This is a genomic window from Streptomyces sp. NPDC001410 (assembly GCF_042895235.1).
In the GTDB taxonomy this organism is placed as follows: domain Bacteria; phylum Actinomycetota; class Actinomycetes; order Streptomycetales; family Streptomycetaceae; genus Streptomyces.
In genome coordinates this window covers 103635-120592 of the sequence record NZ_JBIAWE010000023.1, presented here as the reverse complement: position 1 = coordinate 120592, position 16958 = coordinate 103635, and the positions used below count along the sequence as shown (strand labels likewise).

Genomic DNA, 16958 nt, shown 5'->3' with positions numbered 1-16958 from the left:
AGTCTCCCGCTCGCCGTCCTCCCGCCCGGCGCCGCGTACGTACTTGTACGCATACCCCAGCCGTCCCCAATCGGCGCAGACTTCAACCCGGCGGCGACGACCTGCTCGGACGCACGCCGGATGGGCGGACGGCGCGGGGGAGCGGCGGCCCGTCCGGCGTGGCCGCCTCCCCGCACCGTCCGCCCGCCTCAGGCACCCCAGGCCGCCGCGCACAGCGCGCGGTCGACCTCGTCGGTGTAGCGGGCCGCGGCAAGCCAGGCCCGGGCGAACCGGTCGGTGTCCGCCGGGAGCAGCCGGCCGAAGACATCGCGGGACCGCTCCGCCGCGGCCGCATGGAGTTCGTCCACGAGGTCTCCCGCCGTCGCCAGACCGTGCCGGCTCAGCCGCCGGACGTCGGCCGCCGTGTTCCCGGGGAAGGACAGCACGAGCCGGCCGCCCGAGGCCGCCTGGTGCACGCGCCGGCGCAGCAGATGCACCGGAGCCTCGTCGGGCGTGGGCGCCGCGGCCGCAGGTGCCGGGGAGGCGGGCAGGTCGGCTCGGAGCAGCCGGTCCAGGCCGGCGTCGACGCGGGTGCCGGGGATGGTGGGGTGCTCGGTCGCCAGCAGCTGGGCCCTGGGATGCGGGGCCGGGACGAGCCGGGCCACGACCCGGAGCCGGCTGCCGCGGGCGGCGGCCAGCAGGCGGAGGTTGTCGCGGTGGGGGAGCGCCGGGTGGTCGTGCGCGGCGGTCAGCCGCAGCGGGACGCCCCCGCAGTCGGCGAGCAGACTGTCGCCCGCCGCCTCCCGGACCGTGCCCGTGAGGGTGACCTCCAGGAAGAGCAGGTCGTGGCCACCGCTCAGGGCACGGGACACCTGGTCGGCGACCGGCACCGCCCAGAGCCGGTCCAGGGGCTGCGCGCGCCAGTCGGCACCGGACGCGCGGACCGCCCGTACCCCCGCGCCCGCGCCGAGCCGGCCCCTCGGGGAGACCGTCGCCCCCGACACCGCGAGCCCGGCCCGGGACAGTTCCCGGTGGGTCAGAGCCGTGTCACCGACGCGTACGGCCCGGTCGGCCGCGCCCACCGCCCGAGCGGCGCCGCCCGGTGCCACGTCCGACACCTGGTACAGGCGGCCCTCGGCGTCGGCGGTCCAGGTGACGGCGCCCGCGTACCCGCTCGCCGTGAGCACCGGCTCGGAGAACAGGCCGTACAGCCGCAGCGAGCCGTCCGGGCGGTACGGCTGCCGCACCGTGCCGCGCAGCTCGGTCAGTTCCGGGCCGGCGGCGTGCGGGATGCGGTGGGCCGCCGACAGGGCGTCACGCAGCGCGGTGACGAGGTCGGCGAGGCGGTAGGCCGGGTCGCCGGAGCGGGCGGCGCGCAGCGCGGTGACCACGGAGACTGCCGTGGCGGCGGCCCTCGGGAGACCCGCGAGACGTGCCGTGTGCGCGGCGCGCAGCAGCTCCGCCTGGAGCACCGCCCCGGAACCGTCCGTACCGGCTTCGAGTACGGCGGTCGCGGCGGCGTGGACGGCACGGGCGGCGGCGCACTGCTCGGGCGTGGCCCGGTCGGGTTCGGGTTCCGTTCTGTTCGCCGGTTCCTCCGAACCGGTCTGCGCCGCACCGGTCTGTGCCGCACCGGAGTCGGCGGCCGCGCCCGGTTCTGCTGCCGGTTCCCCGTTCGGAGTTGTCGCCGGTTCCGGTGCGGCCGGTGGGGCTGCGACCGGTTCGGCTTCCGGATCCGCGATCGGTGCCGCCGACGCCGCGGCGGCGCGGTGCAGACAGTCAGGGGCCAGCAGACAGCCGCAGCGGATGGCCTCCGCGCTGGTCACCGCGCCGCCGGGGGCGTGGAGTTCGACGTCGGTGCTGTCGTCGACGGCGATCCGCACGGTGTCGCCCTCCCGGGCGATTGGGCGCGCCGCCAGCTTGGCGATGCCCGTGTCGAGCCGCTTGCGCAGCCGGGGCGAGAGCGCCGCGACGAGCTGGGCGGTCACGGCCGGGGCGACCGGAGGCAGAGCCGTGCGCTCCCGCTGCTCGCTCCCGAGATCCTGGCTCATGCGATCTCCTCCCCTACCCAGCGGGCGAGTTCGAGCGGACTGAGGGCGGCCACCGGCATCCCCGCGGCGACCAACTGGCTCGCGACCCCGGTGGAGTACCGAGGCCGGCCGGCGTCGTCCAGGCTCGCGCACCCGAGGGCGTGGCAGCCTGCGCCGACCAGGGCGCGGACCTCGGCGAGCAGCCCGCCGACGGGGTAGCCCTCCTCGAAGTCGCTGACGACCACGACGAGTGTCCGTGAGGGCACGGTGACCAGTTCGCGGGCGTGCCGCAGCCCGGCCGCGATGTGGGTGCCGCCGCCCACGCTGACCTCCAGCAGCAGCGACAGCGGGTCCTCGACATGGTCGGTCAGGTCGATGACCTCGGTGGAGAAGGCCAGGAAGTGCGTGGACAGGGTGGGCACCCCGGCCAGCACGGAGGCGGTGAGCGCCGCCCAGATCGTGGACGCCTCCATGGACCCCGACACGTCGGTGACGAGGACCAGCCGCCAGTCGGCGGCCTTTCGGGCCCGGGCGCGGAAGACGGGACGCTCGGGGATGACCTGGACCGTGCCGTCCGGAGTGCGGCGCGCGGTGGCCAGGTTGGCCCGCAGGGTGCGGGGCAGGTCGAGTCCGCCGCCCGGACGGCGGCTGGGGCGCGGCAGCGCGGTCCCGTGCAGCGCCGGGCGCAGCCTCGTGGCCAGTTGCCGGGTCAGCGCGTCGACCAGGCGGCGGACGAGTGGACGCAGCGTCGCCAGCCGGGCCTCCGGCAGCCCGCCCGCGTGCCGGAGCACCGAGCGGAGCAGGTCGACCGAGGGCCGTACGGCGTCGGGGTCGAGTTCCGTGAACACGTCCGGCCGGCCCGTCGCGGCGGCGGCCGCCAGCACCTCCTCCCGGATGCCCGGGCCGAAGAGCGCCACCAGCTCCTCGGACCACTCCCGCACCCCGGGATAGGACGCCTCCCGGCCGCCGCCGCGCCCCGCACCGGTGAGGTCGCCCCGGCTGCCCTCCCCGCGTCCGCTGCCGTACAGCTCGTCGAGCGCGGTCGCCAACGGGCAGGCAGAGTCGGCCAGTTGGTCGGTACGGCGGCCCAGCACGAGGCGCCAGCGGTCGGCCGGCGAGAGCCGGTGGTCCGCGCCGGAGGCGGTGTCGGCCGGTCCGTCGGCCGCGGCCGGGGCGGCCTCCGGCTTCCGGGGCGGTGGCAGGAGCCCCCAGGCGCCGAGGGCCTCGTGGGCCGCGAGGTCGGCACGGGTCCAGGCGGCCAGCGCGCCGGGGTCGACGGCGCCGGTGTCGGCCAGATGGCGCTCGTCCAGGCGCTCCTCGACGGCGGACAGGAGCCGGTCGCGGGCGGCGGGGCTGAGCGTGTCGAAACCGCCCCGCAGCGCGGGCAGCCGGTCCAGGAAGTCCCGGTCGGACAGCTCCGACACCCGCCCCAGCAACGGCTCCAGCGCGGGCGCCGCCGACTCCAGCAACTGGCCCGCCGCGGTCAGCAGTCCCGCGAGCCGCGCGGTCAGCGCGGACCGGGACCCGGGATCGCAGGCGCCGTCCACCCAGGACGCCACCCGGTCGCCGAAGCCCCGCGGATCCTCGTGCCCGAGCAGCACGCGTACGGCACCCGCGGCGCCGCGCATCAGCGGGGAACCGTCGGCGGCCAGCCGGGCCAGCGCGTCCGTGAGCCGGATACCGCCCAACAGGTCGGCCCGGTGGGCGAGTTCCAGCAGGGCGTGCGCGTCGGCGGGGTCCTCGGAACCGGTGAGGCCGTCCACCTGGCGCACGGCGGCGGCGGTGAGCAGCTCGGCCACGGCCGCCGCCCGTGCCGTACGGTCCTCGTCGGCCGGCAGCCCCGCGATGTGACCGGACCGCAACCGGTCCAACAGGGCCAGTCCGGCGAGGAGTTCGGGCAGTGTGCCGGAGTCCGGCAGCACCTCGGCCGTGTCGTCGAGCCGTTCGTCCACCAGGCCCGGCAGTCCGCACTCCGCCGCCTGCTCCAGGCCGCGCAGGGCCTGCGCCGCGGTGGGCCCGCCCTCGTCCTGCTCCGTGCGCCGCCGTTCCCGCAGCAGACCCTCGGCGGCCTGGGCCGGGGTGACGCCACGGACGCCCGCCGCGGTCAGCATGGCCGCCGTCGCGGGCGTCCAGCGCACCTCCCAGCGGGACGTCAGCGCCTCGGCGCCGCCCGCGCCGGCGACCTCCTTCGGCTCCGCGTACGGCACCGCACACACCGTCAGTCGGCGCAGCAGGAGTTCGCGGCCGCGGTCCAGCTCGGAACGGAGCGGGTCGAGGCGCAGATCGCGGGCGGTGCCGGGGCCGGAGTCCGCCGGACCGGGCAGGCCCAGCGCGGCCAGCTCCGCCTCGACCGCCGGAGCGAGCCCGCTGCGCGGCGCGTCCGGCGCCGGCCGGCCCGCGCGCGTGCCGACGAGCACCTTCTCCGTCGCCCGGGCGACGGCCCGCCCCCGCCCGTACGGCTCGCCCTGCGCGAGCACCGTCTGCACGGCCTCCACCAACTCGCCCCGGCCCGCCGCGGGCAGCCCCCGCAGCCGGGCCAGATCACCGGCGAGCCGCACGATCTCCCGCGCGTCGGCCGGCCCGGAAGGATGCCCGAGCGCCCGCAGCTCGACGCACACCCGCACGGCCGCACCGGTCAACACCTCCTCCAGCGCGGCCGGATCACCGGCGGCGCCGAGCACCCGGTGCTGCCACTCGGGGTCGCGGATACCGGCGGGATAGCCGGAGCGCTCATCGAGGAGGGCGTAGGCGTACGGGATGAGGGAGGTCGTCCAGGGCGAGGCCGCGGCGGCGGGCCGCTCGGACGTGTCGCTGTCGGCCGGTGCCAGCAGCGCCGGCGTGTGGAAGGCGCCCACCACCACGGCGGCCCGCTCCCCGTTCGCGGTGGCCTGCGCGAGACACGACCGCATCCACCGCTCGCGCCGCAGATCCAGCGCTGGCACCCCGCCCGCGCCCGCCGCATCCTCGCGCAGCGCCCACCCCGTGAGCAGCGCGGCCCGCCGCAGGGCCTCCGGCGACGAACCCGGGGCGGTGGCCTCGACCAGACGGTCCCAGAGGTCGTCACCGGGTCGTCCGGTGAGGCGGGAGCGCAGGGCGGTACCGAGCCCGGCGAGGGAACCCTGCGCCGTCGGGTTCCCGGGGCCGGCGGGCTCCTCGCGGCCCTCCCCGCACCACGCCCGGTCCGCGAGCGGCAGGTCGCAGGCGACGACCGGTACGCCGTGCCGTGCCGCCCACCGCACCGCCACCAGTTCCGGTGAGAAGTCGGCGAAGGGATAGAACGCCGGGCCCCCTCCTCCGTCGCGGGGTGCGGCGGCGAGGGCGACCGGTGCCCGGGTCTCCTCGTGGGCGAGCCACGGCAGCCAGTCCTGCAGTTCGGCGGGGAGTTCGACGAGCAGGACGTCCGGCTTCGCCGCGTCCAGCAGCGCCGGTACGGCCGCGGCCAGGGACGGCGCGTGGTGCCGTACGCCGATGAGGTACGGCGCCGCCGGGTCGGTGAGGGCCAGGACGGCGGCCTCGGGAGAAGGGTGGAGCACGGCCGTCAGCCCTCCAGGACCGTGCGCAGGTCCCACAGGGTCCGCCAGGTGGCGGAACCCTGCTCGGCACGGCGCCGGACGGGACCGTCCCAGTAGCCGCGCAGCCGCGCCGCGTCGGCCGGGTCGTCCTTGCGTACGACACCGAGGAGATGGCCCGGGAGCAGGTCGAGGACGTCGCGGTCACCGGGGAAGTACGCCGCGGCCAGCCCCAGCGCCCCGGCGACGGACACGGCCTCCGCGGTGCTCATCACGGTGGAGGGCCGCTCCACCTCCCAGCCCTCCGTCGACCGACCCTCCCGCAGGTCCCGGAACGCGGTGACCAGAGCCTCCAGCACGGCGTCGTCGACCTGGAAGGGCGCCCCGGCCCGCTCCACCGACGCCCTGGCCTGGCTGCGCACCAGCGCCGTCTCGGCGTCGAGGTCGGGAATGGGGCCCACGGTCTCGAAGTTGAAGCGGCGCTTGAGCGCGGCGGACATCTCCGAGACGCCCCTGTCCCGCAGGTTGGCGGTGGCGATGAGGTTGAACCCGGGCGCCGCGTGTGCCAGCGCGTCCTCGCCACCCGCCAGTTCGGGTACGGCGATCCGCCGCTCCGACAGCAGCGACACCAGGGAGTCCTGCACCTCGGGCAGACAGCGGGTGACCTCCTCGACCCGGGCGATCGCACCCCGGGACATAGCGGTCAGCACCGGCGACGGCACCAGCGCCTGCCGGCTGGGGCCCTGCGCGAGCAACAGGGCGTAGTTCCAGCCGTACTTGATCTGGTCCTCGGTCGTCCCCGCCGTACCCTGCACCACCAGACCGCTGGTTCCGCAGACGGCCGCCGAGAGCAGCTCGGACAGCATGGACTTGGCGGTGCCGGGCTCGCCGACGAGCAGCAGGCCCCGCTCACCGGCGAGCGTGACGACACATCGCTCCACCAGCGCCCGGTCGCCGACGAACTTGCCCTCCACCACCAGGCGCCGCGGCACCCCTTCCGGCACCTCGGCGTCCTCGGGCAGGCGCAGCGCCTGCCCGCCGCTGCCCATCACGAAGGTGACGACGGCCCGGGGCGTGAGCCGCCACGCGGGCGGGCGCGGACCGGCGTCGTGGGCGGCGAGGAAGGCCAGTTCGGTGGCGTACCGGTCCTCGGGCGGGACGATCTGACGGGTCGCGTCGGGAACGAGGACGGTGGTCATCGGCAGGTGCCCTTCAGGGTGGTACGAGTGGTGGTCGGTGAGGAGAGGATCATCGGCGCCGCCCCCTGCGCGTCGCCCGCGTGGTCAGTTCCTCGTAGGCCGGGGCGTCCCCGGCGCGGACGCGGTCCCAGGCGCGGGCGAACAGTTCGGGCACCGGCAGCAGGGGCAGGGCGCGCCGGTGGTCGAGGACCGGATACAGGCCCTCCTTCCAGATCTCCACCGGCAGCGCGGGCGACTTCAGCTCGCGCCAGCCGCAGGGCAGGAACAGGCTCCGTCCGGCGCGCGGCCGCTTGGCCTCCACGACCAGGTCCGTCGCGGCCAGCTCCGCACGGGCCTTCTTCATGCGGGCGGGCTTCCAGCCGGTCCAGCGTGCGCAGTTGCGGTCCGTCGGGTCGGGCAGGGCCAGCAGCATGAGGTAGAGCGCGGCCGCGTCCTCGCCCAGGCCGTGTGCCGCGGCGGCGTCGGCGACGAGCGTCGGCGCGGTGACGGTCGGGTCCTGCGCGTACCCCGAGGGAGCCTCGGTGCCCACGCCGGCCTCGACCGCCCGGGTCAGGTCGTCGCCCAGGAGCGTGCGCAGCATGCGCAGCCCGTGCCCGCGTGCGCCGCCGACCAGGCCTTCCAGCAGCCCGAACACGGTGTCGTCGGGGCCGGTGAGCGCCGCCGGGCGCACCAGGACCGTCTCCGTGTCGCGGTACCAGGGGCGCAGCACGATCGCCTCGCCGACCCGGGTGAGGCCGTGCGCGTCGGCGCCCCCCGTCGCCGGGAGGCCGTGCGCCTTGCGCAGTTCGACGGCGGTCGAGCCGCCCTTCTCCGTCCACTCGACGTCCAGGTCGAGCATCAGCTCCGGATCGGTCATCCGGCGGCGCAGGGCGGCGAGCCCCTCGGGCAGGGACGCGCGCAGCGGGTGGCCGTACGGCAGGACGTAGGCCAGCGCGGCCAGGGCGTTCACGGCGGCCGCCAGCTCGTGCCGGCCGGGGATCGCGCCGGGGTCCGCCCAGGCGAGGTTGCCGTCCCTGTCCGGCCGCAGGACCGTGGTGCGGGCGAGCCAGGCGGTGCGGGACGGGTTGAGCACCTCCTCGGCATATCCGGCGCCCGTCCCGGCCAGGTCGGCGGCGAGTTCCTCCGGTACGCGGACGAGCGAGCCGAGACGTTCGGCCCAGACCCGGCCGGCGGCCGCCGTGTCCGGTCCGGTGGTCCACAGGTCGGCGGGGTCCGCGGGCAGCAGGGCGCCGAGGAGGGCGTTGCGCTCCTCCGGCTTGAGGGCGTTGACCCGGGAGACGGCGAACTCGCACTGCCGGGGCTTGAGTCCGAGCACGGCCAGTCCCTCCGCTCCGGGCGACTGCGGCAGGCCGGCCAGCAGCACGGCCGCCTGCAGCGGACCGAGCCCGCCGTCCGTCGCCGCCGCCAGCGCCTCGGGCGCCTCGGACCGCCAGTGAGCGGCACCCTTGTCCCGGATCAGCCGGGTGACGGTGGCGAGGTCTTCGGCGGAGATCGCCGCATCGTGCCGGACCTCGCTCTCCAGCACGAAGTGGGCGATCGCGCCGAACGACCCGGACGGGTCGTGGTCCAGGGCCAGCCAGCGCACGCGGTCCCGCTCGCTGTCGATGCTCTGGCAGCCGAGGATCACGACGGTACGGCCGTCACGGCGCAGCACCTGGCCGGCCCGCTGCTGCTTGTCGTGCGGCTCGTACAGAACGATCTCGCGCAGGTCGCCGCCGGCCGCCGCCAGCGGCCCTTCGGCGACCGCCTCCAACAGCAGGAGCAGCGGCTCCCGTCGGGCGTCGGACAGGGCGGGCGAGGCGGCCCGGTGGGCGAGCGCCCGCAGGACGCCCAGCGCGGACGGCCACACCATGCCGATCCCGGGGATCGTGCGCTCGTCGCTGAGCCAGCCGTCGCCCAGCGCGGCGAGCTGCTCCCGGTCGGGCAGTCGTTTGCCCTCGGCGGGCTCGCCGGACAGCACGTGGTTCACCGCCCGGATCTGGCGCAGCACAGTCCACCGCTCCCCGTACGACCAGCCGTGCAGGCCGACCACCCCGGACAGCGCGTCGTGCAGGGTGCGGTCGTCGCCGTGCCGGGGCCGGTAGTCGGCGAACATCTCCTCGTCCTCGGCGGCCTTCCGCGGCCGCTCCTGGGGCGGATTCGCGAACGTGGTGGCCGACTCGGCGAGGCGCAGCGTCACCCGGACCAGGGAGGTGACACCCGTGAGCAGGCGGCCGTCGGTGCAGCGGGGCAGGGCGAGGGCGACGGCTCCGAGTGCGACGTGGTCCGCGGACGGTACGGCGGCCTTGGCGGCCTCGTCCGAGCCGGCCCGCTCCAGCGCCTGCCGCCGCCCGTCCAGCGCCAGCGCCGTGACCCGCAGCAGCTCGGCCGCCTGGTCGTCGGTCAGGGCGCGCAGCACGGCCGAGCCCTGCTCGTCGCGGGGGCGCAGCGCATGCCAGAAGGGCAGCGGCGGCACCAGCCGGGTTCCGGCGGCGAACTCGCTGCCGCGCTCGTTCGGCGTCACCCGGCCCAGTTCGCCGTCCGCGGAGGTGTCGTCGGAGGCGAAGAGGCCGACCTGGCGGATCATCTGCGCGGCCACGGGCTCGGCCCCGCCGGGCAGCCGCAGGGCACCGAGCGGCGCCGAGCCGGCCCGGCCGCCGTAGGACGTGGGCATGGAGACCGTGCGCCCGTCGGGCGTACCGGCGGCCCTGCGGGCCTCGGCGCCCTCGCCCTCCACGCGCACCCACCGGCCGAGCACCGTCCCGTCGGTGCCGAACGGGCTGCCCTCCAGACCCGGTTGGAGCGGCAGCACCTCACAGAAACCGGACAGCAGGGACGTCTCCTCCCGGATCCCTGCCCGCAGCAGTGCGGGCAGGGAGGCACGGCCGTGGGTGCCGGTGGCCGGGTCGTACTCGAGCCAGACCGTCTCCAGGCCCTGCCTGCCCTGCCGCCAGTACGTGGTGCCGTCGCCGATGACGGCGCGGCTCGGGGGCAGGACCGTGTCGCCCGCGTGCAGGGTGCGGCCGCCGGTCGCGCGGCCGCCGCCCGGCAGCGGGACGGAGGCGGTGTCCGTCTCGTTGCCGGACCACCAGGACGAGAGCTGCTCACCGCCCAGCTCCACCACCTCGGTGGGGCGGGCCGACCAGTAGCCGTGCTGCTTGCTGCCCTGCCGCCACATCACCAGCAGCTCACCGTCCACGAAGCGGAACCGGGGGCGCTGCCAGCGGTCCAGCTCCTGGGGCAGGCGCAGGTCGTGTTCGAGGAGGATCCCGTCCGGGCCGACCACGACCGCCTTGTGCCGGCGCACCAGGATCAGCGCGGGCCACGCCTCGTGCAGCGTCAGCGTGTTGTCCTCGCCCTTCCTGGTCTCGGCGTCGAGCAGCTCCAGCGCCTCGTCCAGGGCGGCCCAGCCCAGTTCGTCCAGGATCCCGGCCCGCAGGGTGCGGCCGAGCAGCGGCGCCACCTCGTGTCCGGCGACGCGGGCGACGGCGTCGGGACCGGCCTCGGAGGCGACCGTGCGGAAGGGGCGGAGCCGGTCGAGCGCGGCACGGGCGCGGGGCAGGCCCACCGCGCGCGTGAACTCCCCGGCGGCCTCGTCCAGCCACTCGCGCAGCACCACGGAGAGCACGGGATGGGCGGCGACCGTCTTCAGCAGGGCGGAACTGTGGGAGTCGTTGCCCACCGGCTCGACGGCCTGGTGCAGCAGGCGCCGGAACCGCGGGTCGGCCGCGACGGCCACCAGGTCCCGGCGGCCGGCCCGGGTGTCCTTCAGCCAGTCGGCGAGCGGCACGTACACGTTCACGTCGGCGCCGGGCACGGCCAGCGGGACGTCCTCGGCCACGCACAGGTCGAGCAGGTCGAGGTCGGCGCCCGCGTGCCAGCGGCCGGTGAACAGGTCGACCGCCCGCCCGGCGGCGCGCAGCCCCGGAGCCATCCGCTCGACGAGCGCCAGCGTGCCCGGCGAGCGGCGCGACCAGGACCCGCCGTGCTTGCGGAAGAGGGCCCAGCGGCTCAGCCAGTCCGCGGGATCGACCTCGTACTCCTCGGCCGCCGCCTGCTCGGTCAGCAGCTGCTCGGCTCCGCACTCGGCGAGCAGCGCCAGCCAGAACTCGTCGTCCTGGACCTCCCGGCCCAGCCCCGCCGGCATGATCTCCAGCAGACGCGTCCGCACGGCCGGCTGCCGCTCCGCGAGGACCGGCAGGACCGCGCGGTAGGAGTTCCAGAAGGACGCGGGCGCCCGGAGGGCGGCGGGGGAGGCGAGCAGGTCCGCGACCAGGGCGCACTCCTCGGTGTCCCGGTCCAGGCCCGACGCCTTGATCAGCCCGCGCGCGTCCTGCGGCAGCGAGGCGTACGGCGGCATGCCGGCCGCGCAGCGCTCGACCGTCAGCTGCCGGAACTGCGCCCACGCGGCGGCCGGGTCGAGCCGCCGGGCGAGGTCCTTCACGTGTTCCTTGAGGGCCTTGACGGTCAGCGCTCCGGCGAAGGCGAACTCCAGGAAGACCGCCCGCTGCCGCTCCTCGTCCACGGCGAGCGCGTGCACGCGCTCGGCCTCGCGGGCCTTGCCGAAGAAGGCGGCCGCGTACGTGGTGTTCTCGTGCTGCAGGAAGACCCGTGCGGCCTGCTCGTAGAAGGTCGGCAGGAAGTGCGGCACGGCCCGGCCGAGCCGTTCGCCGAGCGCCTCGAAGCCCTCCTTGGCGGTGCCGGGGCGGGACTTGGCCTGCCGGGCGAGCCGCTCGACGTCCTTGACCAGGGCCAGCGCATGGTGCCCGTTGGCCGGGTCGTTCACCAGCGCCCAGGCCGGGAAGCCCAGCGTCTCCTTGCGCACCTGCCCGACCTCGGGCACCTCCGGCTCGCGGGCGAGGCCCAGGAACTCCAGCGCCAGGTCCTCGGCCTCGCCGAGGGTGCCCGGCACCAGGCGGACCACCTGACGGCCGTCCAGGGCGGGGTGCGTGTAGGTGCGGACGGTGAGGCTGTCGGCGTCCTCGCGCGCGGTGCTGCCCGGGGGCAGTACGGCGCCGGCGTCCAGCAGCGTGGCCGCGGTGGTCTCGTCGTACCCGGTGATGACCGTCATGCCGCCTGCTCCTCGTCCTGGATGTCCCGCCCGGCGTACAGCGCCGCCGCCATGCGCATGCCCTCCGACCAGGCGACCGGCCCGACCTGACCGAGCTTCAGTACGCGTCCGGCCGGGTCGGACCACACCAGCGGCCCGGTCTCGGTCTCCTCGTAGCCGTCGTAGTCGCCGACCCAGACGCGGGCCTCGATGCCGCGGCCGTCCTCCAGGACGGAGCACACGGCGTGTCCGCCGCGCACCCGGTAGCCGAGCTGGGTGGCCCTGCCGTGCAGGAAGCGCAGTTCCTTGTACGAGCCGCCCGCGTACTCCGCCACCTGGGTGCCTTCGGTGTCGAGGCCGGCCGGGCGGTGCCAGACCTCGCGGAACAGCTGCTGGGCCCGCTGCTCGACGCCCAGCTCGACGGCGAACTCGCGCAGTTCCTCCAGGTCGTCCAGGAGGACCGGGTGCGGGATGCGGACGAGGTCGGGGGAGATACGGACGGTGTCGCCGTCCAGGTCGACGAGACCCAGGCCGCGCTCGGGGCCGGCGTCCCGCAGGAAGCCGGCGACCTGTCCGTCGTCGCCGGTCACGACGACGTCGCGCAGCGCGGCCTGCCAGGCGGGGTCCGGCCACACCCGGGCGACGACGGCGAACGGCACCGGAAGCGAGCGGACCATCCACCGCTCCACGTCGGCCAGGCACTGCCGCTCGTGCCGCTCCAGCCACTCGGCGAGCTGCCTCAGCCCCACGACCGCCGGATCGTCACCGAGCTTGGCGGGCACGGACTTCAGCCGGCGCCCGGCCGCATTGCGGCACACCACCTTCCCGCCGTCGAGGGCGACCTCGTAGTCACCGGCCGCAACCCACCCCATACATGCCTCCCCGCATGCGCAGTGATCAAGTGACGGGAACTCTAGGGGAGGCCACTGACAACGCCGTCCGCCTCCCGGGAGACACGCACCCCGGCGGAACCGGCCACCGTGGATTGTGTACGAGTCGAGGAGGACTCGGGGACCCCGGATCCGCGCGCGGGCCGGGCGGAGCGCTGCCTCCCAGGTGACCGCGGTCGCCCGGGCCCGGCCCGTCCGACGGCCCGTCACACCCTGTGGGGAAGCTGTGCACCATCTGTCGGGGGCGCGCGCACAGGATGTGCGAAGGCGGGGAGTCGGCCTTCACGAAACCTTCTCCCCGCCTGGCCGGAAGACGCCTTGCTGGCTCAACTCGCAACACAACAAGGTGGGTTGAGCACTTGAGCATCAGGAGTCGCAAGCACACTGCTTGACCCGGGCACCGACCGTCCGGGCGTCGACGGGGGAACTGATGCGGTGTGCGCTCGGCCACCGTCGTCCAGTCGCGCGGGGCCGACTGCCGCACCGATCCGGAACGTGTCCCTCCGCTGTCACTCTCTTGGTGCCTTCGTCCGGTGCCCGAGAGACAGGGACAGGAGGGGGAAAGCCGATGAGCGCGGTGAACGCCGCCAGGCCGACGTATCCCGGCGTCTACGTCGAAGAGCTTCCCAGCAGCACCCGCACCATCTCGACCCTGACCACGTCGGTGACCGCTTTCGTGGGTCACACCCGGCGGGGTCCGCTCAACGAGCCGGTACGCGTCACCAGCTTCGCGGAGTTCGAGCGCCGCTTCGGCGGCCTGAGCGCGCGCAGCGCCGTCGGCTACGCGGTCCACCAGTTCTTCGGCAACGGCGGCACCGTCGCCGTCGTCGTCCGCGTCACCAAGGCCGGCAGCGGCAAGGCCGCCTGCGTCACCCTCAAGTCCACCGAGGGCCACAGCGACAGCCCGGTCCTTCAGGTGCACGCCAAGGAGCCCGGCGTGTGGGGCAACGGCCTGCGCGTGGCCGTCGACCAGGACACGCCCTGCCCCGACGAAACCTTCAACCTGCGTGTCCACGACGCCAGGGGCGAGGCCCGCGAGAGCTTCACCGGCCTGTCCATGGACCCGGCCGGCGGCCGCTACGCACAGACCGTGATCAACGCCGGCTCCCGGCTGATCCGCGTCGAGGTGCTCGGCGAGGGCCGCCCCGACCCGTCCGGCACCGTCTCCAAGCCCTTCGGGCACGAGCTGCCCGGCCTGGCCGTCGACCTCACCGTCAAGATCGGCGACGTGGAGCGCGAGTTCACGCTCTACGACCCCGAATGCGACGGCGAGGCCCCGTGCAACGTGGCCGAACTGGCCCTGCTGCTCGAACGCAAGCTGCGCGCGCTGCCCGACGCCCCGGGCAAGCACGCCTTCGCGGGCGCCGAGGTGACCGCCTTCGGCCGCCGCATCCAGGTGGTCGCGGGCTCCACCGACCCCGAGGACGTCGTCCGCTTCCTCGGCGAGTGCGCCAACGACCTCGGCCTGGAGGCCTCCGTCAACCCGCCCGTCTTCCCGCTGGCCGGCGGCGAGGACGGGGAAGCCCCGGGCCCGCGCGACCTCATCGGCTCGGAGGCCGACAAGACCGGCATCCAGGCGCTGCGCGGCGTGGCCGACGTCAACCTGCTCGTCCTGCCCGAGCTGGCCGCGTACGAGAAGACCGAGGACGCCATCACGGTCGTATCGGCCGCCCAGCGCCTGTGCCAGGAGCGGCGGATCTTCCTGCTCGTCGACGCGCCCGGCACCTGGGTCGGCGTGGACTCCGCCCGGGCCGGCGTCGCCGCCTTCGACGCCGTACGCGGCAACCACGCGGCCCTGTACTTCCCGCACCTGCAGCTCACCGACCCGCTCACCGGGCGGCTGCGCTCCTTCCCGCCCTCCGGCGCGATCGCGGGAGTCATCGCGCGCACCGACTCCGAGCGCGGCGTCTGGAAGGCACCGGCAGGCACCGAGGCGCGGCTCGCGGGCGTCCACTCGCTCACCGTCAACCTGACCGACCGCGAGACCGGACTGCTCAACCCGCTCGGCGTCAACTGCCTGCGCAGCTTCCCGCTGACCGGCCCGACGGTCTGGGGCGCCCGCACCCTGGAGGGCACCGACGCGCTCGACAGCGAGTGGAAGTACGTGCCCGTACGGCGCCTCGCCCTGCATGTCGAGGAGAGCCTCCAGCGCGGCCTGCAGTGGGTGGTGTTCGAACCCAACGACGAGAACCTGTGGCAGCAGATCCGCCTCGCCGCCTCCTCGTACCTGCACACGCTCTTCCGGCAGGGCGCCTTCAAGGGCGGCACCCCGCGCGAGGCCTACTTCGTCAAGTGCGACGGCGACACCACCACCGACGAGGACATCGCGAACGGGATCGTGAACGTCCTGGTCGGCATCGCACCGGTCCGCCCGGCGGAGTTCGTGATCGTCAAAATCCAGCAGACGTCCGGGCAGTTCGAGCTGTAGGCCCACGGGAATCTTGGAGAGCTGAAGGAATCCGATGGCAGAGTTCACCGTCAACGCCCATCGCTTCGACCCCTACAAGAACTTCAAGTTCCTGGTCCTGTGGGACGGTCGTACGGTCGCCGGCATCAGCAAGATCAGTCCGCTGAAGCGCACCACCGAGGTCGTCAAGCACCGCCACGGCGGCGACCCGTCCTCCCCGCGCAAGTCGCCGGGCCGCTCCGAGTTCGAGGGCATCACGCTGGAGCGCGGCGTCACCCACGACCCCGAGTTCGACCGCTGGGCCAACAAGGTCTGGCAGGTCGGCGCGGGCCTCGGCTCCGAGGTGTCCCTCGCCGACTTCCGCAAGGACATCGTCATACAGGTCTTGAACGAGGCCGGCCAGGTCGCCGTCTCGCACAAGCTCTACCGGACCTGGCCCAGCGAGTACCAGGTCCTCGGCGAACTGGACGCCAACGCCAACGCGGTGGCCATCCAGTCGCTGAAGCTCGAGTGCGAGGGCTGGGAGCGGGACTACGAGGTGCCCGAACCCGAGGAGCCCTCCTTCCTCAACCCGGCCTGATCAGAAGCGAGGTGAGGAAGCCGGGGGGAACACATGGCGATCACCGGGGCGGCCGGGCTGCTGGCCACCTGGGAGGCGGGGCTCGCCGAGACGGCCACCGGACGCGCCCTGCTGCTGCACGGCACGGCGCGCCCGGACCTCGACGCCGCGACGCTGCCCGCGGTGCCGGTCGGCGAACGCGAGTCCGACCTGTTCGCCCTGCGCCGCGCCCTGTTCGGGGAGCGGATGCAGGTGCGGCTGGAGTGCCGGGCGTGCGGCGCGGACATGGAGTTCGAGCTGGACGCCGGGGAGTTCGCCCGTTCCCTCGGCGCGCCCGAGGACACGGTCGTACGGCTGACGGAGGGCGGCTGGGACATCATGTTCCGGCTGCCCTCCGCCGCCGACCTGACGACCGCGGCCCGGGCCGCCGACCCGCGCGCCGCGCTGCTCGCCCGCTGCCTGGTCTCGGCGGAGCACGACGGGACGCCCAGGACCGCCGACGCCCTTCCGGCGCCGGTGCAGCGGCGGATCGCCGAGGCCGTCGAGGCCGCCGACCCGGGCGCCGACGTCACGCTCAGCATCGGCTGCCCCGAGTGCGGTGCGGCCGGCCGGGCCGACCTCGACATCGCCTCCTACCTGTGGACCGAACTGGACGCCTGGGCCAGGGACCTGCTCCTCGACGTCCATCTGCTCGCCACCGCCTACGGCTGGAGCGAGCCGGAGATCCTGGCGCTCAGCCCGCTGCGGCGCCGCTACTACCTGGAGCTGTGTGCGGATGTCTGACACCTCCTCCCGGGCGCCCGAGGCGGAGCCCGACTTCCTCGACCGGCTGATCGCCCGGCACGCAGCCCCCGGGCCGGACACCGTCCGGGTACGGCCGCGGCTGCCCGGCCCTTTCGAACGCGTCGAGGCGGTACGGGCCCGCACCCCGGACCCGGACGCCACGGACTCCGTGCCGTGGCTCTCCGCCACGCCCACACCCGCACCGGACCGGGACGTGCCACGACCCGCCGCGCAGCTCCGGCTCCACACGGAACGGGAGCAGACGGTCGTACGCACCCAACGGGCCCCCGCGGAGCAGACATCACGCCCCGCACCGACCGCCCTGCCCGAAGCACCACTGCTGCGCCCCGCCGCGCCCCTGGCGCCCGGGCTGCTGCCGGTGCCCAGGACCGGTCCGCGCACCTCCGGGCGGGGAGGCCCGGAACAGGGCGCGGACCAGGTCGCGGGGGCCCCCCCCCCCCCCCCCCGGGGGGGGGGCGCCCCCCCCCCCCCCCGGGGCGCGGCCCCCCCCCCCCCCCCCCCCCGCCCCCCCCCCCCCCCCCCCGCCCCCCCACCCAACCCCGCCCCCCGGCC

Annotated in this window: 8 protein-coding genes; 3 read left to right on the top strand and 5 right to left on the bottom strand. The window is 75.4% G+C overall.

Annotated features, from left to right (window positions below; genetic code table 11):
* Positions 1-188: 188 nt before the first annotated feature.
* Genes ACFY3C_RS38670 through ACFY3C_RS38650 form a run of 5 tightly spaced genes read right to left on the bottom strand, consistent with a single transcriptional unit; the run spans position 189 to position 12618 of the window.
* Positions 189-2030 carry a hypothetical protein gene (locus tag ACFY3C_RS38670; protein ID WP_390774169.1) on the bottom strand — a complete coding sequence of 614 codons (1842 nt, stop codon included), beginning with the start codon at positions 2028-2030 and terminating at the stop codon, positions 189-191.
* Positions 2027-5542 carry a DUF5682 family protein gene (locus ACFY3C_RS38665; protein ID WP_390774168.1) on the bottom strand — a complete coding sequence of 1172 codons (3516 nt, stop codon included), beginning with the start codon at positions 5540-5542 and terminating at the stop codon, positions 2027-2029. Before ACFY3C_RS38665 ends, ACFY3C_RS38670 begins: the two co-directional genes overlap by 4 nt.
* 5 nt (positions 5543-5547) lie before the next feature.
* Positions 5548-6717, bottom strand: a complete 1170-nt coding sequence (locus ACFY3C_RS38660; RefSeq protein ID WP_390774167.1) for an AAA family ATPase — start codon at positions 6715-6717, stop codon at positions 5548-5550.
* Positions 6718-6766: 49 nt separating this feature from the next.
* Positions 6767-11767 (bottom strand): hypothetical protein, encoded by a 5001-nt coding sequence (locus ACFY3C_RS38655; RefSeq protein WP_390774166.1) that lies wholly within the window; start codon positions 11765-11767, stop codon positions 6767-6769.
* Positions 11764-12618, bottom strand: a complete 855-nt coding sequence (locus tag ACFY3C_RS38650) for a DUF4132 domain-containing protein (RefSeq protein WP_389178182.1) — start codon at positions 12616-12618, stop codon at positions 11764-11766. Before ACFY3C_RS38650 ends, ACFY3C_RS38655 begins: the two co-directional genes overlap by 4 nt.
* Positions 12619-13204: 586 nt before the next feature.
* On the opposite strand from ACFY3C_RS38650, the gene ACFY3C_RS38645 reads away from it, so the two are divergent.
* From ACFY3C_RS38645 to ACFY3C_RS38635, 3 genes are read left to right on the top strand one after another with little or no spacing between them, the layout of a single operon-like run.
* Positions 13205-15064: a phage tail sheath family protein gene (locus ACFY3C_RS38645; RefSeq protein ID WP_390774165.1), complete on the top strand. Its 1860-nt coding sequence runs from the start codon at positions 13205-13207 to the stop codon at positions 15062-15064.
* Between the two features lie 34 nt (positions 15065-15098).
* Complete coding sequence (locus ACFY3C_RS38640) at positions 15099-15623, top strand: phage tail protein (RefSeq protein ID WP_004003113.1); 525 nt, start codon at positions 15099-15101, stop codon at positions 15621-15623.
* Positions 15624-15656: 33 nt separating this feature from the next.
* Positions 15657-16385 carry a hypothetical protein gene (locus tag ACFY3C_RS38635; protein WP_390774164.1) on the top strand — a complete coding sequence of 243 codons (729 nt, stop codon included), beginning with the start codon at positions 15657-15659 and terminating at the stop codon, positions 16383-16385.
* Positions 16386-16958: the final 573 nt, after the last annotated feature.

Coding starts and splice junctions, on each gene's coding strand:
- ACFY3C_RS38670 (WP_390774169.1), bottom strand. CDS start 2,030: ATGAGCCAGGATCTCGGGAGCGAGCAGCGGGAGCGCACGGCTCTGCCT.
- ACFY3C_RS38660 (WP_390774167.1), bottom strand. CDS start 6,717: ATGACCACCGTCCTCGTTCCCGACGCGACCCGTCAGATCGTCCCGCCC.
- ACFY3C_RS38655 (WP_390774166.1), bottom strand. CDS start 11,767: ATGACGGTCATCACCGGGTACGACGAGACCACCGCGGCCACGCTGCTG.
- ACFY3C_RS38650 (WP_389178182.1), bottom strand. CDS start 12,618: ATGGGGTGGGTTGCGGCCGGTGACTACGAGGTCGCCCTCGACGGCGGG.
- ACFY3C_RS38645 (WP_390774165.1), top strand. CDS start 13,205: ATGAGCGCGGTGAACGCCGCCAGGCCGACGTATCCCGGCGTCTACGTC.
- ACFY3C_RS38640 (WP_004003113.1), top strand. CDS start 15,099: ATGGCAGAGTTCACCGTCAACGCCCATCGCTTCGACCCCTACAAGAAC.
- ACFY3C_RS38635 (WP_390774164.1), top strand. CDS start 15,657: ATGGCGATCACCGGGGCGGCCGGGCTGCTGGCCACCTGGGAGGCGGGG.